The sequence below is a fragment of the Blastococcus sp. TF02-09 genome (assembly GCF_003319105.1).
Classification (GTDB): Bacteria; Actinomycetota; Actinomycetes; order Mycobacteriales; family Geodermatophilaceae; genus Blastococcus.
Window position 1 is genome coordinate 316,378 of the sequence record NZ_QOHH01000003.1, and the last position, 21,828, is coordinate 338,205.

A 21,828-nucleotide genomic window follows, 5' to 3' on the forward strand; every position below is an offset into this window, starting at 1 on the left:
TCCCGTCGGCGCCCGGCGGCCGATCGGTCCCGGCGCGGCGTCCCCGGGACTGTCGGCACCCCGACCTACCGTCCGGCCCGTGAGCTCCTCTCCACCCCTTCCCCGGTACGTGCAGGGAACGATCGAGGATCTCGGCACGCCGCTGGCCGAGGTCACGTTCGTGGTCGTCGACCTCGAGACGACCGGTGGGTCGCCGAAGGACTGCGCGATCACCGAGATCGGCGCGGTCAAGGTGCGTGGCGGCGTGGTGCTGGGCGAGTTCCAGACCCTGGTCGACCCGGGACAGGAGATCCCGCCCTACATCAGCGTGCTCACCGGCATCACGACGTCGATGGTCGCCGCGGCGCCCCGGATCGGCACGGTGCTGCCGTCGTTCCTGGAGTTCGCCCGCGGCGCGGTGCTCGTCGCCCACAACGCACCCTTCGACCTCGGCTTCCTCAAGGCGGCGTGCGCCCAGAACGGCATCCTCTGGCCGGCCGCCGCCTCGGTCGACACCGCGGTGCTGGCCCGGCGCCTGCTCACCCGCGACGAGGTGCCCAACTGCAAGCTCGGCACCCTCGCGCCGTTCTTCCGGGCCACCACCTCCCCCACGCACCGCGCCCTGGACGACGCCCGCGCCACCGTCGACGTGCTGCACGGCCTGTTCGAGCGGCTCGGCCCCCTCGGCGTCTCCTCGCTGGAGGAGCTGACCGGGCTCACCCGGCAGGTCGACCCCGAGCGCCGCCGCAAGCGCCACCTGGCCGACTCCGTCCCGCACGGCCCCGGCGTCTACCTGTTCCGCGGCCCCCGCGACGAGCCGCTGTACGTGGGGACGTCGACCGACCTCCGGACGCGGGTGCGCAGCTACTTCACCTCGGGTGAGCAGCGCAGCCGGATCACCGAGATGGTCGCGCTGTCCCAGCGGGTCGACGCGATCCCGTGCGCCCACGCCCTGGAGGCGGCGGTGCGCGAGCTGCGGCTGATCGCCGAGCACAAGCCGCGGTACAACCGGCGGTCCCGCTTCCCCGAGCGCGCCCTGTGGGTCCGGCTCACCGACGAACCGTTCCCCCGGCTGTCCGTGGTGCGCCGCGTGGGGCCCGGCGCCGGGGTCTTCCTCGGTCCCTTCCCCGACCGGCGGGCCGCCGATGCCGCCGTCGCGGCCGTGCACGAGTCACTGCCCCTGCGGCAGTGCACCGCGCGCATCCCGGCGCGCGCCCCCTCCGGGTCGGCCTGCGCCCTGGCCGACATGGGCCGGTGCGGTGCGCCGTGCACGGGCGCCCAGTCGGTGACCGAGTACGCCGACGTCGCCGCGGTGCTGCGCGCTGCGGTGGCCTGCGATCCCACCGATCTGGTCGCCCCGCTGCTGCGCCGCGTCGAGCGGCTGTCCGCCGAGGAGCGGTACGAGGACGCCGCGGTCCTGCGCGACCGCGTCGCCGTGCTGCTGCGGGCCGTTCGCCGGCGGCAACGGCTGGAGTCGCTGGCCGCCGTCCCCGAGCTCGTCCTGGCCCGGCCCGACGGCGCGGGCGGCTGGGAGCTGTCCGTCGTCCGGCGGGGGCGGCTGGTGTCCGCCGGGGTGGCCGTCCGTGGCGCCTCGGTCCGCGCGACGCTGGCGGGCCTGCTCAGCACCGCGGAGACGCTGCTGGGTCCCGACGGCGAGATCGCCGCGTCGGTCGATGAGACCGAGCTCGTGCTCCGCTGGATGGAGAAGCCGGGCAGTCGGCTGGTCGAGCTGGACGGCACCCTCGCCAGCCCGGCGCCCGGCACCGGACCGTTCAGCCGGTTCCTCGCGCTGGCCGACGGCACCGGCGCCCGGCGCGACCCCTTCGCCGACGGGCGGTCGCTGGGCACCCGGGCGCGCCCGGACCGGATCACCGTGGGCGTGGGCGGCGGGACCCGGTCCCCGATAGCATCGCCGGCGTGATCACCGCCATCGTGATGATCGACGCCGCCACCGACTCCATCCCCGAGGTGGCCGCCGCGATCGCCGACCTCGACGGGGTCAGCGAGGTCTACTCCACCGCGGGCGAGGTCGACCTGATCGCCGTCGTCCGCGTGCGCGAGTTCGAGCAGATCGCCGAGGTCATCGCCGGCCGCATCAACAAGGTGCCGGGGGTGCTGGAGACCGAGACGCACATCGCCTTCCGCGCCTACTCCCGCCACGACCTCGACGCGGCCTTCTCGATCGGATTTGAGACCGCCGACTGAAAGAGGACCCCCGGCCGGGGGGGCCTAGCGGGCGACGCTGTCCTTCACCGCGCGGCTGACCGTCACCCAGCGCGCGAGCAGGGCGTCGGCCCGGCCGTCGTCCACCGCCGCGGCCGCTCGCTCCAGCCCCGCCGCGAGCCCCTCGTGCAGGCCGGTGGAGTGCTCGTCGAAGGCGGCGAGGGCGGCGGCGGCGTTGAGCAGGACGGCGTCACGCACCGGCCCCCGCTCCCCCGCCAGGACCCGCCGGAAGACGTCGGCGTTGTGGGCGGGTGGGCCGCCGCGCAGCGCATCGGGCCCCGATGCCGGGATGCCGAGCTCGGCCGGGTCCACGCGGTCGGGGACGACCTGGCCGTCGCGGACCACCCAGGCCGACGACGTCGTCGCCGTCGTCAGCTCGTCGAGGCCGTCGTCGCCGCGGAACACCACCGCCCGGCCACCGCGAGCCGCCAGCACCTCCGCGAGGACCGGCGCCATGTCGCGGTCGGCGCAGCCGATGGCCGCGGCGACCGGCCGGGCCGGGTTCGTCAGCGGACCGAGGAAGTTGAAGACGGTGGCGATGCCTAGCTCCCGCCGCGGGGCACCGGCGTACCGCATGCCCGGGTGGAAGACCGGCGCGAAGAAGAAGCCGATGCCCGCCTCCTGCACGCAGCGCGCGACACCGGCGGCCGGCAGGTCGATGACCACGCCCAGCTCCTCCAGCACGTCGGCGGCCCCGGAGGACGACGACGCCGCCCGGCCGCCGTGCTTGGCGACCGGCACGCCCGCCGCCGCGGTGACGACCGCGGCCATCGTCGAGATGTTGACGGTGTGCGCTCCGTCGCCCCCGGTGCCCACGATGTCGACGCACGCGAGCGGAAGGCTGACCGGCGTCGCCTGGTCCAGCATCTCGGCGGCCAGGCCGGACACCTCCTGCGCCGAGGCGCCCTTGGCGCGCAGCGCGACCGCGAACCCGGCGATCTGGGCGGGTGTGGCCTCGCCGGTCATCACCTCGCGCATCGCCCAGGAGGTGTCGGCGGCGGCGAGGTCCTGGCCGGCGAGCAGCCGGTTGAGCAGCCCCGACCAGGACGGGCGGGACGGTAACGCGGCGGTCACCGGACCACGGGGCGCCGGGCCGAGCTGCGCAGCAGGTCCGCGACCAGCCCGGGAGTGGTCAGCGGGTCGACGGGCAGCGGCAGCGTGCCCTCGGCCCGAGACCAGTGGGCCAGCCAGCGATCGGGCTGCCGCGCGATGAGCACGCACACCGCGGGACGGTCCGGCACCTCCTGCTCGAGCTGGCGGGCCAGCGCCAGACCGCCGGTCGGCTGCGCCTCGCCGTCGAGGATGCACAGCGCGATGCCGCCGCCGTCGACGGCCGCGACGACCTCGTCACCGGTGGCGCACTCCACCCAGGTGAGCGGGCCGACGTCCGGCGCGGGACGGCGGCCGACGGCGGTGCGCACGGCCTCACGGGTCGCGGCGCGGGAGCTGTAGACCAGCACGGTGGCCGGTGCGTCGGGGGTTCCGGCTGGGCTCACGCGGGCGAGCCTAGTGGTTGCCGAGCCGCTGCCCGGGGAGGGCGGCGCCCGCTGGACGAGGGGCTGTTCCACGGCTCGCCACGCCGGGCCGACCCGAGGTCGTGGCGGCGGGGGGCCGATGCCATGATGGCCGGGTGACAACGGCCCCCGTGGCGAGCAGCACCTTCGACACCTCGCGGGTGCACTCCCTGACCCGACCGAACATGGTCAGCGTCGGCACGATCATCTGGCTCTCCAGCGAGCTGATGTTCTTCGCCGGCCTGTTCGCCATGTACTTCACCGCGCGAGCCCGGGCAGTCGATGGCTGGCCCCCGGAGCCGACGGAGCTGAATCTCCCGTACGCCACCGTCTTCACGCTGATCCTGGTGGCCTCGTCGTTCACCTGCCAGTTCGGGGTGTTCGCGGCGGAGAGCGGCAACGTCTACGGACTCCGGCGCTGGTTCACCATCACGTTCGTGATGGGCTTCATCTTCGTCGTGGCCCAGATGAACGAGTACCACGTGCTGGTGACCGAGCACGGGACGTCGATCTCGTCGTCCACCTACGGCTCGGTCTTCTACCTGACCACCGGGTTCCACGCGCTGCACGTCATCGGAGGCCTCGTCGCCTTCGTCTACGTCCTCATCCGGTCCACCATGGGCCGTTTCACGCCTGCCCAGGCGACCGCGGCGATCGTGGTCTCCTACTACTGGCACTTCGTCGACGTCGTGTGGGTCGGGCTCTTCGCCACGATCTACCTGATCCGCTAGGGGAACGGTGTCCACCACGCACCCGCAGTCCGACGCCGTCTCGCCCGACGTCGACACCGCGACCACCGGCCCGGCCGCCCGGGCCCGCGCCCGGCGGCGCAGCAAGCACCGCCGCCGGGTCACCAACGTCGCCGCGCTGATGCTGGGCCTCGTGCTCACCGGCGCGCTGTACTCGGTCTTCAGCCCCGCGCAGGCCGCACCGGCCGAGAGCGGGAACGAGTCCGCCGCCGAGGCGGCCGGCCGTGAGCTCTACGAGCGCAGCTGCATCTCCTGCCACGGCGAGAACCTCGAGGGCGTCCCCAACCGCGGCCCGTCGCTCATCGGCGTCGGCGAGGCGGCCGTCTACTTCCAGGTGCACACCGGGCGCATGCCGCTCGCCCGCCAGGAGGCCGACGCCGTCGACAAGCCCGCGGTCTTCTCCGACGAGGAGATCGACCAGCTGATGGCCTACATCCAGGCCAACGGCGGCGGCCCGCGCCTCCCGTCGGGTGACCTGCGCGACGGCGACGTCGCCGAGGGCGGCGAGCTCTTCCGGCTCAACTGCGCCTCGTGCCACAACTTCGTCGGCGAGGGCGGGGCGCTGTCCGGGGGCAAGGCCGCGCCGAGCCTCAACGACTCCAACGACCTCGAGATCTACACCGCGATGCTGAGCGGCCCGGAGAACATGCCGGTCTTCGGTGACAACCAGCTCACCCCCGAGGAGAAGCGCTCGATCATCGCCTACGTCCAGACGATGAACTCGCAGGCCGACCCGGGCGGTGCCGGGGTGGGCCGCATGGGTCCGGTCGCCGAGGGCCTGGTCATCTGGGTGGTCGGCATCGGCGTGCTGATGTTCGGGATCTTCTGGATGGGGAGCAAGGCGTGAGCACGCACGACACCCGCCCCGGTTCGTCCGGCGGCGCGGACACCCCCGGCCCGCTGCACGGCGGCCCGGACGACGACTACACGCCGGAGCAGCTCGCGGCGATGCCGCGGGAGGACCTCGACCGCCTCGGTGCGCGGTACGACGGCGTCGAGGTCCTGCACGTCGACCCCGGCCCGGAGCCGGGCTCGCGGCTGGAGAAGCGGGCCGTCCGCCAGGTCGGCCTCGTCTTCACCCTCGCCGGCCTCTCGGCCTTCGCGTTCGTCGTCGTGTACGTCGGCTCCGGCTGGTTCTTCCCCGACTGGCAGTGGGACGTCACCGAGACCGGCTGGAGCGCGTTCTTCACGCCGCTCCTCGGCCTCACCATGGGCCTGGCCCTGGCCCTGGTCGGTGTCGGCCTGGTCCTCTACACGAAGAAGCTCCTGCCGCACGAGACCGCGGTGCAGGACAAGCACGACGGCTCGCACTTCGACCGGGTGACCACCGGGGCGACGCTGGTCGGCGGCCTGCACAACAGCGGCCTGGCCCGGCGCAAGCTGATCACCCGCTCGCTGGGCTTCATGGGCGGTGGCCTCGGGCTCATGCTGCTCATGCCGCTGGGCGGCCTGATCAACAACCCGAACACCGGCAACCCGCTCGGCCGCACGTCGTGGGCCGAGGGCGTGCGGCTGGTCCGCAACGACGGCAGCCCGATTCGCCCCGGCGACCAGGAGCCCGGCTCCCTGGAGACGGTCTTCCCGGCCGTCCCCGGCGGCAACCGCCAGTCCGACGCGGCGACCATGCTCATCCGCCTGCGCCCCTCGCAGCTCGCCGAGGCGCGGCCCCGCGAGGGTCAGGACGACTTCGGCTACGGCGACTACGTCGCCTACTCGAAGATCTGCACGCACGCCGGCTGCCCGGTGTCGCTGTACGAGCAGGAGACCAGCCGGATCCTCTGCCCGTGCCACCAGTCGCAGTTCGACGTGACCCAGGGCGCCAAGCCGGTCTTCGGTCCGGCCACGCGTTCCCTGCCGCAGCTGCCGATCACGGTCGACGACGAGGGCTTCTTCGTCGCACGCGGGGACTACCCTGAGGCCGTCGGCCCCACGTACTGGAACCGGGAGCGCATCTGATGGCAGCAACGGCCACGGCCCCAGGGGCTCCGACCACCCGGCTGGGCAAGCAGGCCGTCGAGATCGACGACCGCCTGATCGTCGCCGGCCCGCTGCGTCGGACCCTGAACAAGGTCTTCCCCGACCACTGGTCGTTCCTGCTCGGGGAGATCGCGCTCTACTCGTTCATCATCGCGCTGCTCTCGGGCACGTACCTGACCTTCTTCTTCGACCCCTCGCTGCGCGAGGTCGTCTACGAGGGCAGCTACGCGCCCCTGCGCGGCGTCGAGATGTCCGCGGCCTACGACTCCGCGCTGAACCTCTCGTTCGACGTCCGCGGCGGCCTGTTCATGCGTCAGGTCCACCACTGGGCGGCGCTGATGTTCGTCGCCTCGATCGTGGTGCACCTGCTCCGCATCTTCTTCACCGGCGCCTTCCGCCGGCCGCGCGAGACCAACTGGCTCATCGGTGTGGTCATGCTGGTCCTCGCCCTGCTCATGGGCGTCACCGGCTACACCCTCCCCGACGACCTGCTCTCGGGCACCGGCCTCCGCATCATCAGCGCGATCATCCTGTCGGTCCCAGTCATCGGGACGTGGGCGCACTGGGCGGTCTTCGGCGGGGAGTTCGTCGGCGAGCTGATCATCGGGCGCTTCTACATCGCGCATGTGCTGATCATCCCGGCGATCCTGCTGGCCCTCATCGCCGTGCACCTGCTGATCCTGGTCAAGCAGAAGCACACGCAGTTCCCCGGCCCGGGCCGCACCGAGCACAACGTGGTCGGCAACCGGCTCTTCCCCACCTTCGCGGCGAAGGCGACCGGCCTGCTGTTCATCGTGTTCGGCGTCATCGCCGCCCTGGGTGGTCTGGTCCAGATCAACCCGGTGTGGCTGTGGGGCCCGTACAACCCGGCGCAGGTCTCGGCCGCGTCGCAGCCGGACTGGTACATCCTCTTCCTGGACGGCTCGACGCGAATCTTCCCGGCCTGGGACATCAACCTGCCGGGCGACTACACGATCCCGGCGCTGTTCTGGCCGACGGTCGTGGTCGCCGGCGCGATGTTCACCGTGCTCGCGCTGTACCCGATGATCGAGCGCAAGCTCACCGGCGACACCGCGTCGCACCACCTGCTGCAGCGTCCGCGCGACGTCCCCGTGCGCACCTCGCTCGGCATGATGGGCCTGACCTTCTACGGCGTGCTCATGCTCTCCGGTGGCAACGACGTCTTCGCGGACAAGTTCGACGTCAGCCTGAACGCGATGATCTGGTTCGGTCGTCTCGGCGTCATCGTGCTGCCGCCCATCGCGTACGTGCTGACGTACCGCATCTGCCTGGGTCTGCAGAAGCACGACCGCGAGGTGCTCGAGCACGGCATCGAGACCGGCGTCATCCGGCGCCTGCCGCACGGTGAGTTCATCGAGGTCCACCAGCCCCTCGGCCCGGTGGACGAGCACGGCCACGGCATCCTCGCCTACGGCGGCGCTCCGGTGCCGAAGAAGATGAACCAGATCGGCGGCGCCCGTCGCGCGATCCGCGGCTTCTTCAAGCCGATCGAGGAGCCGGCGCAGGTGGAGCTCGAGCAGCGCGCCGAAGGGCGTGGGCTCGCAGCCGAGGAGAGCCGGGAGCTCACCTCCTCCGGCCGGCCCTCCGAGGGTGGCCGCCCGTCCGAGGGTGGTCGTCCCCAGGAGCCCCGCGACTGAGCGAGGACCCCGTCCGACAGCAGGGCCCCGGTGGATCCGTCCACCGGGGCCCTGCTGCATGTCGGGGGGGGCCGCATGCCGCGCCGTCGGGCTGCCTGTAGGGACGCCCTGCCCCTCCCCCACGCTGCCCGGTGACGCACGCGGGTCTTTCCGCCTCTCGGACGTACCGACGCGGGGTCCTGCAGCTCCTGCACCGACGCTGAGGACGGGTCTCTGGCACTGGGCGGGTGCGGCGCGCCGCGGGACGGGCGGCCCGGATCGGCTGGCCGCGGCCGGTGCAGCAGGCCATGCTTTCTCGCATGAGCCGTTCACCGGATCAGCAGGCCGGCTCGGACCGCGACGACCGCGGCGAGGAGCTGGCGCGGCACAGCAGTGAGCTGACGCGGCAGGCCGAGGACCTGCGGGAGCGCCAGAAGGACGTGAGCGCCTCCCTCGCCGAGACCAGCAGCCATCTCGTCGCCACGGAGCGACGGGTCGCCGACACGCTGGACAAGCTCGCCGACACGCGTCCGGAATCGGAGGCCAGGCTCCGTCGCCAGGCGCACGAGGCCCGGGAATTCGCCGACAGCGAGGAAGAGTCGGCCGACAAGCACGAGGAAGACGCCTAGCCCGTACGGTCGGGCAGGCAGCGCGCGCACTCCGGCCCCGCTGCGCACGCGGCCGCCCCTGCGCGCCGGCGGGCCACCACCGTGGAGACGAGCGTGGCCCCGGTCCGATCGGACCGGGGCCACGCTGCGTCACTTCTGCCGGGGAGCTCAGCTCTGGGTGGCGTTCTGCCCCACGTAGTACTCGAACAGCAGCCCGCCCACGGTGCACAGCACCGCGACCGCACCGATCGCGATGAGCCAGAAGTACCAGTAGGCCAGGCCCAGGCCCGTGATGCCGACCGACAGCGCGAGCGCGAAGGGCCAGTAGCTCGCCGGGCTGAAGAAGCCCAGCTCACCGGCGCCGTCGGCCATCTCGGCGTCCTTGCGGTCCTCCGGACGGGCGTCGATGCGCCGGGAGACGAACCAGAAGAAGGCCCCGATCATGCCGGTCAGGCCGGCGGAGAGGACCAGCGCCGTGGCGCCGACCGGCTCCTTCGCCCACACGCCGTACACCACGGCCGCCGCGACGCAGAAGATCGCGATGATGTTGAAGATGATCGACTCGACCTTCACGGCCGTTCCTCCTCAGGCGTCGTGTCGATGCCGAACGAGAGCATCCGCTGCTCAGCCATCGCTCGACTGCTGCTGGTTGTCCTGCTTGGCCTGGAAGAGCTCCAGCGGCGTGGTGGACGTCGCCGCACCGGGCTGCCCGATCTCCTCGAGGGCCTCGAAGGTGTCCAGGCCCTCCTCGCGAGCAGCCAGGTAGGCGTCGTAGTCGTCGCCGGAGACCGCACGGACCTCGAAGTTCATGTACGCGTGGTAGGTCCCGCACAGCTCGGCGCAGCGGCCCACGTAGGCACCCTCCTCGCGGACGGTCACCTCGAAGACGTTGTCGCGGCCGTTCTCGTTACCGGGGATGACGTCGAGCTTGAAGAGGAACTCCGGCACCCAGAAGGAGTGGATGACGTCGGCGGAGGCCACCTCGAAGCGGATCGTCCGGTCGGTCGGGAGGACCAGGACCGGGATCTCGGTGCTGCTCCCGATCGTGTTCACCGGCTCGCCGTCGGTACCGGTGGTCTCCGGGTAGACGAACTGCCAGTTCCACTTGAAGGCGTTGACCGCGATCGTCTCGTCGGGGTTGTCGCTGCGCTCCTGCACCTCGTTTTGCGTCACCACGGTGAAGAAGAACAGCGCCGCGATGATCAGGAAGGGCGCGATCGTGTAGGCGATCTCCAGCGGCAGGTTGTAGGCCGTCTGCCGCGGCAGCTCGTCGCTGCGCTTCCGGTGGGCGACCACCGAGTAGAGGATCAGCGCCCACACCAGGATGCCGACGATGAGCGCCGCGATGACCGAGCCGGTCCACAGCTCGCGCATCGATTCGGCCTGGTCGGTGACGCCCTCGGGCCAGCCGAACCGCCAGAACTCGTTGTTGGGGATGTCGCACCCGGTGAGGGTGGTCACCCCCAGGAGACCGAGCGCGGCCAGCCGCGCGAGCCTGCTGCCTCGAGCCACTGCTCGTTGCCTCCTCGTCCTCCGTCCGGTGCACCCGGACGGTCCTTCCAGCGGGTCCGCAGGCCGGTATCGGCAGGCGGCGTCCACGCCGTTCCCAGTGTGGGCCGAGACTAGCCGACCCCGCTCGGCGGCCGATCACCGGAGATCCCTGGCGCGGCGGGTCGCGCCGACTGTGGCCGACGACGCCCGCGCGACGGCGGGGAGCTGTCGGCCGGGCGGTTAGAGTCGTGGTGTGTGGTACCGGCTGCTGACCCCGAAGTGGGTGCTCCTGCACCTCGTGGTGGCCGCCCTCTTCGTCGCCACGTTCTTCCTCGGTTACTGGCAGCTGTCCAAGGCCGAGGCCGGCGGCGGGGCGGTCAACTGGAGCTACGCGCTGCAGTGGCCGCTCTACGGCGGGATGGGCCTGTGGTTCTACCTCCGCATGGTGCGTGACGAGCTGCGCCGGGCCCCGGACGCCGACCAGCCGGGCAACGCCGTCGTCCTGTACCAGCGGCCGAGGATCGACACGACCGGCGACCCCGAGCTCGCCGCCTACAACGCCTACCTGGCGGAGCTGAACGAACGGGCCCTGGGCCAGAGAGCCGGTCATGGCCAGTGAGCGCACCGCCTCGTCGCGGAACACCGACGAGGCCATCGGCCAGGCCCTGCTGCGCTACCGGGTGATGGCGACCGTCGTCGGCGTCCTGCTCATCGCGCTGATCTTCGTGGCGGTGCCGCTGAACCACCTGGCGGACATCCCCGAGCCCTCCACCGTCCTGGGCACCGCGCACGGCTGGCTGTACGGCTTGTTCTTCCTGTCCGCGGTCGACCTCGCCCTGCGCGCCCGGTGGACCCCCAAGGGCTTCCTGCTCACGGTGATCGCCGGCACGGTGCCGGTGCTCTCCTTCTTCGCCGAGCGCCGCGCCACGGCGAAGACGCGCGCCGGCCAGCGGGTCTGACCTCCTCAGGCTCCGCCCACCCCTGCGATCCCCGGGAGACCTGCGCCTGATGTGTGGCCTGCTCGCCTACTTCTCCACCGACGCCGACCGCGTCGACGACGGCACCGTGTCCGCGGTGCGGTCGGCCCAGCACTGCCTGCGCCACCGCGGTCCCGACGAGACCGAGCAGTGGTCCGACGACCGCGCCGTCTTCGGGTTCAACCGGCTGTCGTTCATCGACATCGAGCACAGCCACCAGCCGATGCCCTACGCCGACGGCCGCTACCGGATCGTCTTCAACGGTGAGATCTACAACTACGTGGAGCTCCGCGCGGAGCTGACGGCCGCCGGGGCCACCTTCGCGACCGAGGGCGACACCGAGACGATCGTCGCGGGCTACCACCTGTGGGGCGAGGACGTCGTCCACCGGCTGCGCGGCATGTTCGCCTTCCTCATCTGGGACACCCAGGAGAAGACAGTCTTCGGCGCGCGGGACCCCTTCGGCATCAAGCCGCTGTTCGTCACCCGCCTGGCCGACGGCGCCATCGCCTTCTCCTCGGAGAAGAAAGCGCTGCTCGAGCTGCTCGGCGGCAGCGACGCAGCCGGCGGGGTGGACGGCGCCTCGCTCCAGCACTACCTGACGCTGCAGTACGTGCCGGAGCCCGCGACCCTGCACCGCGGCATCCGGCGCATCGAGAGCGGCACCTCCTTCACCGTCGCCGGCGGCGAGCTGACGACGACGCGCTACTTCCACCCCACCTTCCCGGTCCGGCCCGTGGCCAAGGACGAGCAGCAGGCGCTGTACGACCGGATCGCCGACGTGCTCGACGACTCCGTCCGGGTGCACATGCGTGCCGACGTGACGGTGGGCTCGTTCCTCTCTGGGGGCATCGACTCCACCGCGATCGCCGCGCTGGCCAAGCGGTACAACCCGAAGCTGCTCACCTTCACCACCGGGTTCGAGCGCCAGGGCTTCTCCGAGATCGACGTCGCGGCGGAGTCGGCGGCCGCGATCGGCGTGGAGCACATCACCAAGGTGGTGACGCCGCAGGAGTTCGCGGACGCGATCCCGCTGGTCGTCTGGTACCTGGACGACCCGGTCGCCGACCCGGCGCTCGTGCCGCTGTACTTCATCGCTCGCGAGGCCCGCAAGCACGTGAAGGTCGTGCTCTCCGGCGAGGGCGCCGACGAGCTCTTCGGCGGCTACAACATCTACCGCGAGCCGCTGTCGCTGGCCGCGTTCGACAAGCTGCCCACCGGCATCCGCCGGGCCCTCGGCGCGCTGTCCACCCGGCTCCCTGACGGGATGCGGGGCAAGGATTTGCTGCGCCGCGGCTCCATCCCGCTCGAGCAGCGCTACTACGGCAACGCCCGCATCTTCCGGGACGACGAGCTGGGCTTCCTCGAGCGCCGGGACCCCGACCTGTCGCACGTCGCGGTCACCGCCGAGCTGTACGAGCGCACCCGCGCGGCCGGCTACGACGACGTCACCGCGATGCAGTACGTCGACCTGTTCACCTGGCTGCGCGGCGACATCCTGGTCAAGGCCGACAAGATGACGATGGCCAACTCGCTCGAGCTGCGAGTGCCGTTCCTCGACCCCGAGGTGTTCAGGGTCGCCTCCACGCTGCCGGTGGACCAGCGGGTGACCAAGGAGACGACGAAGTACGCCCTGCGGCGGGCGCTGGAGCAGATCGTGCCCGCCCACGTGCTCAACCGGCGCAAGCTCGGGTTCCCCGTGCCCACCCGGCACTGGCTGGCCGAGGACCTGCACGACTGGGCCCGGTCGATCATCGAGGCCAGCGGCACCGACGAGTGGCTGGACAGGTCCCAGGTGCTCGCGATGCTGGCGGCCCACCGGCAGAACCAGCGCAACGGCTCCGCGGTCGACTACTCGCGCAAGCTCTGGACGCTGCTGGTCTTCATGATCTGGCACGGCATCTTCGTCGAGGGACGGATCCGCCCGGAGATCCCGCAGACGGTCTACCCCGTCCGGCTGTGACGACGAAGGCCCGGTCCCCTCGCGGAGACCGGGCCTTCGTCGTGTTCGGCCCCGTTCAGAGGCTCACCACGAGCGTGCCAGCGGTGAGGAGAACGGGGTCCTTTGTCAGCTGAACGAGTCCCCGCAGGCGCAGGAGCTGCCGGCGTTGGGGTTGTCGATCGTGAAGCCCTGCTTCTCGATCGAGTCGACGAAGTCGATCGTCGCGCCGCCCAGGTAGGGGCCACTCATCCGGTCGACGATGACCTCGACGCCACCGAACTCGTAGGTCTGGTCGCCGTCGAGGAACCGCTCGTCGAAGAACAGCTGGTACCGGAGGCCCGAGCAGCCGCCGGGCTGGACGGCGATGCGCAGACGCAGGTCGTCGCGGCCCTCCTGGTCCAGCAGCGCCTTGACCTTGGCGGCCGCGGGGTCGCTGAGCAGCACGCCCGTGGATCCGGTCGTGCCACCGTCGAGAGTCGTGGTGTCCTGCACCGACATGTCTGAGTCCTCCTGCATCCGAGGTGTCCGCTGCGCACCATCTGCGGCGGACCAACGCCGCCGTGGCGGAGCTTCTTCCACTGTACGGCGCCGATCCGCGATTCCGGACCCGTGCAGGGGGTCCACGTAGACTCCTGACCCGTGAAGCTCCGCCTGCCCGGCCGCCGGAACCCCGCCGACACGACCGCGCCCGCCGCCCCGGACGACCAGGGCGAGCTGACCGGTCACGTCGCGCGGTCCGGGGGCAAGGGCCGGCCCACCCCCCGGCGCAGCGAGGCGCAGGGCCGCCGGCCGGGGCCGCCCCCGCCACCGCCCACCACCCGCCGCGAGGCCTACCGCCGTGTGCGCGAGCAGCAGGCCGCCCGCCGGGGGGACGCCCGGCAGGCGGCCGCCCGCGGTGACGACGCCTTCCTCCCCGCCCGCGACCGGGGGCCGGTCCGCCGGGCCGTGCGCGACCTCGTCGACAGCCGGCGCAACGTGGGCAGCTGGTTCCTGGCCGTCGCCGGCATCGCGCTGATCGGCACCTTCGTCCCGAGCGCCACGCTGCGGGGCTACGCGAGCTTCCTGCTGTTCGGCTTCTTCCTCCTGCTCATCGTCGACTCCGTCATCCTGAACCGGAAGATCAAGCGGATGCTGGCCCAGCGATTCCCCGCCGGCACCGAGAAGGTGCGCGGCTCCGCCTGGTACGGCATCAGCCGGGCGACGATGATCCGGCGTTGGCGCTTCCCCAAGCCCGAGGTCCCGCTCAGCACCCGCGGCTGACGCCGCCGCCGTGCACGTCCGCCTCCTGGGCACCGGCGCGGCCGACGGCTGGCCCAACCCCTGGTGCGCGTGCGCGTCGTGCGCGGACGCCCGTGCCCGGGGTTCGTCGCGCCGGCAGACGTCGGTGCTGGTCGACAGCGCCGTCCTGCTCGAGCTCTCCCCCGCCCTGCCGCCCGACGGCGTCTCGCTCGCCGGCGTCCGCACGGTGCTGGTCACCCACGCGCACCCCGACCACTGCGCGCCGGCCGCGCTGCTGTGGCGGCACTGGGCGCTGCCCCACGAGCGGCTGACGATCGCGGGCCCCGCCGCCGTCCTCGAGGAGTGCCGGCCCTGGCTGGCACCGGGGTCCCCGGTCGACCTGGTCGAGGCGGTACCGGGCGCGACCCTGCGCTGCTCCGGGTACGAGGTGCGCGTCCTGCCGGCCGACCACGAGGTCCCGACCGTCCTCTACGACCTCACCGGTCCCGACGGCGGACGGCTGCTGTACGCCACCGACACCGGACCGCTGCCCGCGCCCGCCGTCGCAGCGGTCGCCGGGGCCGAGTTCGACGTCGTCCTGCTCGAGGAGACCTTCGGCGACCGGCTCGACCACGGCACCGGCCACCTCGACCTGGCCACCTTCCCCGCCCAGCTCGAGCGGCTGCGGGCGGTGGGCGCGGTCACCGCCGGCACCGACGTCGTCGCCGTGCACCTGGGGCACCACAACCCGCCGGAAGCGGTGCTCACCGCCCGGCTGGCCGCCGCCGGCGCCCGCCTGCTGCCCGACGGCGCGGAACTGCGGACAGGGGCCTACCGTCGGCGTCCGTGGAATTCCGACGCCTCGGCCGCTCCGGCCTGACCATCTCCGAGATCGCCTACGGCAACTGGCTGACACACGGCAGCCAGGTCGAGGAGGACGCCGCGCACGCCTGCGTGCGCGCCGCTCTCGACGAGGGCATCACGACCTTCGACACCGCCGACGTCTACGCCGGCACCAAGGCCGAGGCCGTGCTCGGCCGGGCCCTGGCCGGCCAGCGGCGGGAGGGCCTGGAGATCTTCACGAAGGTCTACTGGCCCACCGGCCCCGGCCGCAACGACCGCGGCCTGTCCCGCAAGCACATCATGGAGAGCTGCACCGCCTCGCTGGAACGGCTGCAGACCGACTACGTCGACCTCTACCAGGCGCACCGGTACGACTCCACGGTGCCGCTGGAGGAGACGATGACCGCCTTCGCCGACCTCGTCCGGCAGGGCAAGGTGCTCTACATCGGCGTCTCGGAGTGGAACGCCCAGGAGATCGCCGCGGGCGCCGAGCTCGCCCGCGAGCTGGGCATCCAGCTGATCAGCAACCAGCCGCAGTACTCGATGCTCTGGCGGGTGATCGAGGACGAGGTCGTGCCCACGTCCGAGAAGCACGGCCTGTCGCAGATCGTCTGGTCGCCGCTGGCGCAGGGCATCCTCACCGGCAAGTACCTGCCGGGCCAACAGCCGCCGGCGGACTCCCGGGGCGGCCACGCCGAGGCCGGCGGGTCGATGCAGCGGTTCCTCCGGAACGAGCAGCTGCTCACCCGCGTCCAGGGCCTGCAGCCGATCGCCGCCGACCTCGGCCTGTCGATGGCGCAGCTGGCCGTCGCGTGGGTGCTGCAGAACCCGAACGTCGCCGCCGCGATCATCGGCGCCAGCCGGCCCGAGCAGGTGCAGGACAACGTCAAGGCCGCCGGCGTGACGCTGGACGCCGACGTCCTGGCCCGCATCGACGAGGTCCTCGGCGACGTCGTCGAGCGCGACCCGTCCAAGGTCCAGCGCGGCGCCTGAACGGGCGGGCCTGGCGGCCTACGGGGCCGCCAGGCCCATCGGGCCGTAGACCGTGCGGTCGTCCTCGAGCAGGGTGACGGTGGCGACGCCGCGGGTGAGCAGCTCCCGCCAGTTCTCCCCCAGCCAGGACTCGGCATCTCCCTGGTTGTCCGAGGGCGGGATCTCCACCCCGACGGACGACGGTTCGACGGTCGCCCCGGAGGCGTCGGCCAGGCGCCAGTGCCAGCTCATGTACGCAGGTTAATGCCCGGTGCCGGAACGTGATCATCATCCGGGTTACCTCCGTCGTCGGCCGGGCATGGCACTGCACCGACACGTCGCACCCGGAGGACCGATGACCGCACCGCACACCCCGAACGCCGTCGGCGCGAGCCGCGCCGACCAGCCGCCGGAGCCCGAGAACGCCTCGACCGGGCAGCTGATCGGGCAGCTCACCGAGCAGATCAGCCGGCTGGTCCGCGACGAGGCCCGCCTGGCGCAGGCCGAGGTGACGCAGAAGGCCAAGCGGCTCGGCGTCGGTGCCGGGTTGTTCGGCGGCGCCGGCCTGTTCGCCTTCCTCGGGCTGGCCGTCCTGGTCGCCACCGCGGTCCTGGCGCTGGACCTCGTGCTGCCGGCGTGGCTGGCGGCGCTGATCGTCGCCGTGGTCCTCTTCGTGATCGCGGGCGTGCTGGCCCTGATCGGCAAGAAGGACGTCTCCCAGGGCTCCCCGCCGGTGCCCACCGACACCATCTCCAGCGTCAAGGCCGACATCGCGACCGTGAAGGAGAGTGCGCGCCGATGAGCACCCCGAGCCACAGCGGCCCCGGGGAGACGACGGCAGCGGCCGCCGGCACCCCCGACCCCACCGACCCCGACGCGATCAAGGCCGACATCGAGGCCACCCGGGCGCAGCTGGGGCGGACGGTGGACGAGCTGAGCAACCGGCTGGATGTGCCGGCCCGCGCCCGGGAGCGCGCGGCCCGGACCAAGGACACGGCCGTCGAGACCTACCGGGAGAGCCCCCCGGCGGTCATCGGCGCAGGGCTGGCCCTCGCCGGGCTGGTCGTCGGACTGATCGTGCTGCGCCGTCGGCGCGCCACCGCGAGGAGGAAGCGTTGAGCAAGCGGAACAAGGGCGAGGCCAAGAAGAACACCGGCGCCAAGCTCGCCTACCGGCCCATCGGCCTCGTCAGCGGACTGGTGGCCGGTTCGCTGAGCGGCATTGTGTTCAAGCAGGTCTGGAAGCTCGTCGCCAAGGAGGAGGAGGCCCCCTCCGCCCTGCAGAGCGAGTACCGAATGCGGGAGGTCGTCCTGGCCGCCGCCATCCAGGGCGCCATCTTCGCCGCGACCAAGGCAGCGGTGGACCGCGCCGGGGCCCGCGGGTTCAAGCAGGTCACCGGCGCCTGGCCCGGCGACTGAACAAGGCCGTCGTCCATCCCGGAGAGCAGAGAAGGAGCCCTCATGACCGGCACGCGATCGCGCGAGAGCGCCGTCGACCGCATCCGCGAGCGGGTCGAGGAGAAGGCGGCGCGGCGGGCGGCGGCCCGGGAAGCGGCGACCCGCCCGCCCTCGGGCGACGCCGACCGCCGGCCCGCCGGTGCACCCGCGCTCGAGCAGCTGCCCGGCGTCACGGCGCACAGCCCCACCCAGATCCCGTGGGCGGGGTGGAAGCAGATCCTCAAGCGCGCGTGGGCCGAGAACAAGGCCGACAACATGCCGATCATCGCCGGCGGCGTGGCGTTCTTCGGGTTCCTGTCGATCTTCCCGGCGCTGATCGCGCTCATCTCGATCTACGGCCTGGTCGCGTCCCCGGAGACGGTCGCCCGGCAGGTCGAGGAGCTCTCCGCCCAGCTGCCCGACGACGCCGCCAGCCTGATCGGCGAGCAGCTGACCGAGATCGTCCGGAACAGCAGCAGCGCGCTGAGCATCAGCCTGGTGGTGTCGATCCTCGCCGCGCTGTGGAGCGCCTCCGGCGGCGTGGGCAACGTGGTGACCGCGGTGAACATCGCCTACGACGAGGTCGAGGCGCGCGGCTTCGTCAAGCTCAGGCTGCTCTCGCTCGGCCTGACGCTGGGCGCGATCGCCTTCGTCATGATCACGTTCGGCCTGGTCGCGGTGGTCCCCTCGGTGATCGAGGCGCTGCCGCTCGGCGTGGTCGGCACGGTGCTCGCGCAGATCGCCCGCTGGGGCCTGCTGCTGGTGGTGTTCGCCGGCTCGCTGGCGGTTCTCTACCGGGTGGCCCCCGACCGCGACGCGCCCAAGATGCGCTGGGTCAGCCTCGGCTCGCTGGTGGTCACCCTGGTGTGGGCCGCGGTCAGTGTCGGCTTCAGCCTCTACGTCAACAACTTCGGGTCCTACGACAAGACCTACGGCGCCATCGCCGGTGTGATCGTGCTGATGCTGTGGCTGTACCTGACCTGCTACCTGGTGCTGCTGGGTGCGGAGATCAACGCCGAGACCGAGCACCAGACCGCCGTCGACACCACCGAGGGCGACCCGGCACCGATGGGGAGCCGCGGCGCCCTGGTCGCGGACACCCTGCCCGTCAAGCCCGAGCCGGAGAAGGGCGACGGCAACCCCACCGCCAGGAACGCGTCCTGAGCCAGGAGGTCGTCAGCGGACGTGCGAGGGCACGAACGGCGGCTTGACCACCACGACGGCCTGCGGGCGGCCGCGGACGTCGACGGCGAGCTCGGTGCCCTCGGCCACTCCGGCGGAGGAGTCGATCAGCGCCAGGCCGATGCCGGTCTTCAGGGTGGGCGAGAAGGTGCCGCTGGTGGTCTCGCCCACCCGCTCGCCGGCGGCGTCCAGCACCGCCATGCCCGTACGCGGGATGCCGCGCCCGGTGGCCCGCAGGCCCCACAGCAGCCGCCGCGGACCGGCCTCGCGCTCGGCCAGCAGGGCCTCGCGGCCCCAGAACGCCGGTTTCTTCCAGCCGACCGCCCAGCCGGCGCGCGCCTGCACCGGCGTGATGTCGTGCGACAGCTCGTGGCCGTGCAACGGGTAGCCCATCTCGGTGCGCAACGTGTCCCGCGCCCCTAGCCCGCAGGGCCGGATGCCCAGGTCCTGGCCCGCCTCCAGCAGGGCGTCCCAGAGCTCGCCGGCCCGGTCGGCGCCGACCAGCAGCTCGTAGCCGTGCTCCCCGGTGTAGCCGGTGCGGCAGACGGTGACCTCCGCGCCGCCGGCCCCGGACCCGGTCACGAAGGACATGTAGGACAGCTCGCCCGGCAGGCCGAGCAGCTCGAGCACCTGCAGGGCGCGGGGCCCCTGGACGGCGAGGACGGCGACCTGGGTGTGCCGGTCCTCCACCACGACGCCCGCGGGCGCCTCGTCGGCCAGCCGGCCCAGGACGTCGGCGGCGTTGGCGGCGTTGGGCACCAGCAGGACGTCGTCGGGCCCGTGCAGGTAGACGATCAGGTCGTCGACCACTCCCCCTGCCTTCGGGTCGCCGTCGGGCAGGCAGCACAGCGTGTACTGCGCCTGGCCGGGGCCGATGCGGCCGAGGTCGTTGGTCAGGCAGGAGTCGACGAACGCGGCCGCACCCGGGCCGCGCACGGTGCCGGTACCGAGGTGCGAGACGTCGAAGAGCCCGACGCCCTCCCGGACGGCGGCGTGCTCGGCGAGCACTCCTCCGCCGGCGTACTCGATCGGCATGGACCAGCCCCCGAAGTCGGCGAGCTTGGCACCGGCGGCGACGTGCCGGTCGTGGAGGGGCGAGGTCAGCGGGCTCACGAGAGGCACGCTATCGGGAGCCCTAGGCTGGGGCCGTGCCGCCGACGATCACCGCCACCGACCAGCCCCTCGAGAAGCTCAGCGCCGACGCCGTCGTCGTCGCGGTGGGCAAGGGCCCCGACGGTCCGCTGCCGACTCCCGGGGCCGAGGCCGTCGACCGGCTGCTCGGTGGCCGGCTGTTCGCCGCGCTGGCCGACCTCGGCGCCCGCGGGGGCGAGGACGAGGTCACCCGGCTGGCGTCCTTCGGCCAGGGCCCTTTCCCGGTCGTCGCCGTGACCGGCCTCGGCGCACCCGGTGCCGACGGCGGCTACACCCCCGAGGCGGTCCGCCGGGCGGCCGGTGCGGCCAGCCGCGCGCTCAAGGGACGGGGTTCGCTGGTGACCCTGCTGGCCGCCGTCGGTGGCGCGCCCGACGCCGAGCGGCTGCACGCCGTCGGCGAGGGCTCGCTGCTGGGCGCCTACGAGTTCACCGCCTACAAGTCCGACCTGCCTGCGAACCGGCCGCTGCCGCCGCAGCAGATCACCGTCGTCGTCCCCGGCACCAGCGAGGCCGAGACGGCGCTGCGCCGGGCCCGCGCCGTCGCCGACGCCGTCGCCCTCGTGCGCGACCTGGTGAACACCCCGCCCAACGACCTCTACCCGGCGGAGATGGCCGCCCGCGGCGCGGCCGCCGGCGAGAAGCTCGGGCTGACCGCGGAGATCCTCGACGAGGAGGCGCTGGCCACCGGCGGCTACGGCGGCATCCTCGCCGTCGGCTCGGGCTCCACCCGCAAGCCCCGGCTGCTGCGCCTGACCTACACCGGCACCGGCGCCCGCAAGAAGGTCGCGCTGGTCGGCAAGGGCATCACCTTCGACAGCGGCGGCATCTCGATCAAGCCCGCCGCGAAGATGGAGGACATGAAGAGCGACATGGCCGGAGCCGCGGCCGTGATCGCCACCGTCTGCCTGGTCGCCCAGCTCGGGCTGCCCGTCGAGGTCACCGCCACCGTGCCCATGGCCGAGAACCTGCCCAGCGGGAGCGCCTACCGGCCGGCCGATGTCATCACCTTCCGCAACGGCAAGAAGGCCGAGATCACCAACACCGACGCCGAGGGCCGCGTCGTGCTGGCCGACGCCATCGCGCGGGCCGCCGAGGACCGTCCGGACGCCCTGCTGGAGACCTCGACGCTCACCGGCGCCCAGATGGTCGCGCTGGGCGCCCGCACCGCCGGCGTCATGGGCTCGGACGACCTACGCGACGCCGTCATCGCCGCGTCGCAGCGGGCGGGTGAGTCGATGTGGCCGATGCCGCTCCCGCCGGAGCTCCGTCGCGGGCTGGACAGCCCCGTGGCCGACTTCGTCAACGCCAACGCCGACCGGATGGGCGGCATGCTGGTCGGTGGGCACTTCCTCAAGGAGTTCGTGCCGGCGGACCTGCCGTGGGCGCACATCGACATCGCGGGCCCGAGCTACAACACCGGCGGGCCGTGGGGCTACACGCTCAAGGGCGGCACCGGCGTCCCCGTGCGCACCCTGCTCGCCACCATCGAGGCCCTCATCGCGGAGTGACCCCCGCTGGGATCAGGTGACCTGATCCCAGCGCGTCCTCCCTCACGGCACACGGTGAGGGAGGACGCCGCGCGGTGAGGGAGGACGGCGCCGGCCTACGACCCCTTGTTGCGCGACGACCAGTCGCGCATGCGTTGGGGGTAGCCGGTGACCTGGGCGTCGTAGACCGGGATCGACAGGTCGCGGGAGAGCTTGCGGGCGACGTCGGGGCCGGCGATGCGCCGTCGGGTCCACTCGCCGTCGGCCGCCACCAGCACGATCGTTGTCTCGGTGACCGCGGTGCGGGGCTCGACGTAGCCCTCGACGCCGCGGCGCGACGCGACGAACTGCTCCAGGTGTGCGAGGTCGTTGCGCTGCGAGCCGCGGTCCAAGGTTCCGCCGCGTCCGGCGCCCCTGGAGCGGCCCGGGCGTGGGCGCCCC

Annotated in this window: 26 protein-coding genes; 18 read left to right on the forward strand and 8 right to left on the reverse strand. The window is 72.6% G+C overall.

The window, feature by feature from the left end; genetic code table 11:
* The first annotated feature begins 79 nt into the window (after positions 1-79).
* The gene (locus DQ239_RS06510; protein WP_233488831.1) at positions 80-1,900 is read left to right on the forward strand and encodes a DEDD exonuclease domain-containing protein; all 1,821 of its coding nucleotides are present in this window, start codon (positions 80-82) and stop codon (positions 1,898-1,900) included.
* Positions 1,897-2,184: an Lrp/AsnC ligand binding domain-containing protein gene (locus DQ239_RS06515; protein WP_113833587.1), complete on the forward strand. Its 288-nt coding sequence runs from the start codon at positions 1,897-1,899 to the stop codon at positions 2,182-2,184. Before DQ239_RS06510 ends, DQ239_RS06515 begins: the two co-directional genes overlap by 4 nt.
* Positions 2,185-2,208: 24 nt before the next feature.
* Here DQ239_RS06515 and trpD read toward each other — a convergent pair whose 3' ends face one another.
* Positions 2,209-3,276 (reverse strand): anthranilate phosphoribosyltransferase, encoded by a 1,068-nt coding sequence (gene trpD, locus DQ239_RS06520; RefSeq protein WP_113833588.1) that lies wholly within the window; start codon positions 3,274-3,276, stop codon positions 2,209-2,211.
* Positions 3,273-3,698, reverse strand: a complete 426-nt coding sequence (locus DQ239_RS06525) for a hypothetical protein (protein WP_113833589.1) — start codon at positions 3,696-3,698, stop codon at positions 3,273-3,275. Before DQ239_RS06525 ends, trpD begins: the two co-directional genes overlap by 4 nt.
* Positions 3,699-3,832: 134 nt before the next feature.
* Between DQ239_RS06525 and DQ239_RS06530 the strand changes: the two genes are divergently transcribed.
* The 5 genes from DQ239_RS06530 to DQ239_RS06550 all read left to right on the forward strand — a co-directional run bounded on the left by DQ239_RS06530 (position 3,833) and on the right by DQ239_RS06550 (position 8,708).
* Positions 3,833-4,447 (forward strand): heme-copper oxidase subunit III, encoded by a 615-nt coding sequence (locus tag DQ239_RS06530; RefSeq protein ID WP_113833590.1) that lies wholly within the window; start codon positions 3,833-3,835, stop codon positions 4,445-4,447.
* Positions 4,448-4,454: 7 nt separating this feature from the next.
* On the forward strand, positions 4,455-5,312 hold the full coding sequence (locus tag DQ239_RS21265) for a cytochrome c (protein ID WP_113833591.1): 858 nt from the start codon (positions 4,455-4,457) through the stop codon (positions 5,310-5,312).
* A complete protein-coding gene (locus DQ239_RS06540) occupies positions 5,309-6,421 on the forward strand; it encodes a Rieske 2Fe-2S domain-containing protein (RefSeq protein WP_113833592.1) in 1,113 nt (370 codons plus the stop codon). Before DQ239_RS21265 ends, DQ239_RS06540 begins: the two co-directional genes overlap by 4 nt.
* Positions 6,421-8,100 (forward strand): cytochrome bc complex cytochrome b subunit, encoded by a 1,680-nt coding sequence (locus DQ239_RS06545; protein ID WP_113833593.1) that lies wholly within the window; start codon positions 6,421-6,423, stop codon positions 8,098-8,100. Before DQ239_RS06540 ends, DQ239_RS06545 begins: the two co-directional genes overlap by 1 nt.
* 299 nt (positions 8,101-8,399) lie before the next feature.
* A complete protein-coding gene (locus DQ239_RS06550; RefSeq protein WP_147252014.1) occupies positions 8,400-8,708 on the forward strand; it encodes a hypothetical protein in 309 nt (102 codons plus the stop codon).
* A 147-nt stretch (positions 8,709-8,855) separates the two neighbouring features.
* Here the strand turns inward: DQ239_RS06550 and DQ239_RS06555 are convergent, their stop codons facing one another.
* Positions 8,856-9,260 carry a cytochrome c oxidase subunit 4 gene (locus tag DQ239_RS06555; RefSeq protein ID WP_113833595.1) on the reverse strand — a complete coding sequence of 135 codons (405 nt, stop codon included), beginning with the start codon at positions 9,258-9,260 and terminating at the stop codon, positions 8,856-8,858.
* 51 nt (positions 9,261-9,311) lie between these two features.
* Positions 9,312-10,199 (reverse strand): cytochrome c oxidase subunit II, encoded by an 888-nt coding sequence (gene coxB, locus DQ239_RS06560; RefSeq protein ID WP_113833596.1) that lies wholly within the window; start codon positions 10,197-10,199, stop codon positions 9,312-9,314.
* A 232-nt stretch (positions 10,200-10,431) separates the two neighbouring features.
* Here coxB and DQ239_RS06565 point away from each other — a divergent pair, with 232 nt between their 5' ends.
* The 3 genes from DQ239_RS06565 to asnB are packed head-to-tail and all read left to right on the forward strand — an operon-like array spanning position 10,432 to position 13,118.
* Positions 10,432-10,797 (forward strand): metalloprotease, encoded by a 366-nt coding sequence (locus DQ239_RS06565; RefSeq protein ID WP_113833597.1) that lies wholly within the window; start codon positions 10,432-10,434, stop codon positions 10,795-10,797.
* Positions 10,787-11,137, forward strand: a complete 351-nt coding sequence (locus DQ239_RS06570) for a DUF3817 domain-containing protein (protein ID WP_113833598.1) — start codon at positions 10,787-10,789, stop codon at positions 11,135-11,137. The genes DQ239_RS06565 and DQ239_RS06570 overlap by 11 nt, the downstream gene beginning before the upstream one ends.
* A gap of 49 nt (positions 11,138-11,186) precedes the next feature.
* Positions 11,187-13,118: an asparagine synthase (glutamine-hydrolyzing) gene (gene asnB, locus DQ239_RS06575; RefSeq protein ID WP_113833599.1), complete on the forward strand. Its 1,932-nt coding sequence runs from the start codon at positions 11,187-11,189 to the stop codon at positions 13,116-13,118.
* Positions 13,119-13,223: 105 nt separating this feature from the next.
* On the opposite strand, the gene DQ239_RS06580 is transcribed toward asnB, so the two are convergent.
* A complete protein-coding gene (locus DQ239_RS06580; RefSeq protein WP_113833600.1) occupies positions 13,224-13,595 on the reverse strand; it encodes an iron-sulfur cluster assembly accessory protein in 372 nt (123 codons plus the stop codon).
* Between the two features lie 141 nt (positions 13,596-13,736).
* Between DQ239_RS06580 and DQ239_RS06585 the strand changes: the two genes are divergently transcribed.
* The 3 genes from DQ239_RS06585 to DQ239_RS06595 are packed head-to-tail and all read left to right on the forward strand — an operon-like array spanning position 13,737 to position 16,151.
* Entirely contained in the window at positions 13,737-14,357 is a 621-nt protein-coding gene (locus DQ239_RS06585; RefSeq protein ID WP_113833601.1) for a DUF3043 domain-containing protein, read from the forward strand.
* Positions 14,358-14,367: 10 nt separating this feature from the next.
* On the forward strand, positions 14,368-15,195 hold the full coding sequence (locus DQ239_RS06590) for an MBL fold metallo-hydrolase (RefSeq protein WP_113833602.1): 828 nt from the start codon (positions 14,368-14,370) through the stop codon (positions 15,193-15,195).
* Positions 15,162-16,151, forward strand: coding sequence for an aldo/keto reductase family protein (locus tag DQ239_RS06595; protein ID WP_113833603.1), 990 nt, complete (start codon positions 15,162-15,164; stop codon positions 16,149-16,151). The genes DQ239_RS06590 and DQ239_RS06595 overlap by 34 nt, the downstream gene beginning before the upstream one ends.
* 18 nt (positions 16,152-16,169) lie before the next feature.
* Here DQ239_RS06595 and DQ239_RS06600 read toward each other — a convergent pair whose 3' ends face one another.
* On the reverse strand, positions 16,170-16,382 hold the full coding sequence (locus DQ239_RS06600) for a hypothetical protein (protein WP_113833604.1): 213 nt from the start codon (positions 16,380-16,382) through the stop codon (positions 16,170-16,172).
* A 103-nt stretch (positions 16,383-16,485) separates the two neighbouring features.
* Here DQ239_RS06600 and DQ239_RS06605 point away from each other — a divergent pair, with 103 nt between their 5' ends.
* From DQ239_RS06605 to DQ239_RS06620, 4 genes are read left to right on the forward strand one after another with little or no spacing between them, the layout of a single operon-like run.
* Complete coding sequence (locus tag DQ239_RS06605) at positions 16,486-16,932, forward strand: phage holin family protein (RefSeq protein WP_113833605.1); 447 nt, start codon at positions 16,486-16,488, stop codon at positions 16,930-16,932.
* Positions 16,929-17,249 (forward strand): DUF3618 domain-containing protein, encoded by a 321-nt coding sequence (locus tag DQ239_RS06610; protein WP_113833606.1) that lies wholly within the window; start codon positions 16,929-16,931, stop codon positions 17,247-17,249. Before DQ239_RS06605 ends, DQ239_RS06610 begins: the two co-directional genes overlap by 4 nt.
* On the forward strand, positions 17,246-17,548 hold the full coding sequence (locus DQ239_RS06615; protein WP_113833607.1) for a DUF4235 domain-containing protein: 303 nt from the start codon (positions 17,246-17,248) through the stop codon (positions 17,546-17,548). Before DQ239_RS06610 ends, DQ239_RS06615 begins: the two co-directional genes overlap by 4 nt.
* Before the next feature lie 42 nt (positions 17,549-17,590).
* Positions 17,591-18,730: a YihY/virulence factor BrkB family protein gene (locus tag DQ239_RS06620; RefSeq protein WP_113833608.1), complete on the forward strand. Its 1,140-nt coding sequence runs from the start codon at positions 17,591-17,593 to the stop codon at positions 18,728-18,730.
* Positions 18,731-18,742: 12 nt separating this feature from the next.
* On the opposite strand, the gene gcvT is transcribed toward DQ239_RS06620, so the two are convergent.
* Positions 18,743-19,861 (reverse strand): glycine cleavage system aminomethyltransferase GcvT, encoded by a 1,119-nt coding sequence (gene gcvT / locus DQ239_RS06625; RefSeq protein WP_113833609.1) that lies wholly within the window; start codon positions 19,859-19,861, stop codon positions 18,743-18,745.
* Between the two features lie 35 nt (positions 19,862-19,896).
* Between gcvT and DQ239_RS06630 the strand changes: the two genes are divergently transcribed.
* Complete coding sequence (locus DQ239_RS06630) at positions 19,897-21,408, forward strand: leucyl aminopeptidase (protein ID WP_113833610.1); 1,512 nt, start codon at positions 19,897-19,899, stop codon at positions 21,406-21,408.
* A 95-nt stretch (positions 21,409-21,503) separates the two neighbouring features.
* Here the strand turns inward: DQ239_RS06630 and DQ239_RS06635 are convergent, their stop codons facing one another.
* On the reverse strand, positions 21,504-21,779 hold the full coding sequence (locus tag DQ239_RS06635; RefSeq protein WP_233488832.1) for an oxidoreductase: 276 nt from the start codon (positions 21,777-21,779) through the stop codon (positions 21,504-21,506).
* Positions 21,780-21,828: the final 49 nt, after the last annotated feature.

Bases quoted from the DNA above. Each gene is read 5' to 3' on its own strand.
- DQ239_RS06545 (WP_113833593.1), top strand. From the start codon at position 6,421: ATGGCAGCAACGGCCACGGCCCCAGGGGCTCCGACCACCCGGCTGGGC.
- DQ239_RS06550 (WP_147252014.1), top strand. From the start codon at position 8,400: ATGAGCCGTTCACCGGATCAGCAGGCCGGCTCGGACCGCGACGACCGC.
- DQ239_RS06570 (WP_113833598.1), top strand. From the start codon at position 10,787: ATGGCCAGTGAGCGCACCGCCTCGTCGCGGAACACCGACGAGGCCATC.
- asnB (WP_113833599.1), top strand. From the start codon at position 11,187: ATGTGTGGCCTGCTCGCCTACTTCTCCACCGACGCCGACCGCGTCGAC.
- DQ239_RS06580 (WP_113833600.1), bottom strand. From the start codon at position 13,595: ATGTCGGTGCAGGACACCACGACTCTCGACGGTGGCACGACCGGATCC.
- DQ239_RS06600 (WP_113833604.1), bottom strand. From the start codon at position 16,382: ATGAGCTGGCACTGGCGCCTGGCCGACGCCTCCGGGGCGACCGTCGAA.
- DQ239_RS06605 (WP_113833605.1), top strand. From the start codon at position 16,486: ATGACCGCACCGCACACCCCGAACGCCGTCGGCGCGAGCCGCGCCGAC.
- DQ239_RS06610 (WP_113833606.1), top strand. From the start codon at position 16,929: ATGAGCACCCCGAGCCACAGCGGCCCCGGGGAGACGACGGCAGCGGCC.
- DQ239_RS06620 (WP_113833608.1), top strand. From the start codon at position 17,591: ATGACCGGCACGCGATCGCGCGAGAGCGCCGTCGACCGCATCCGCGAG.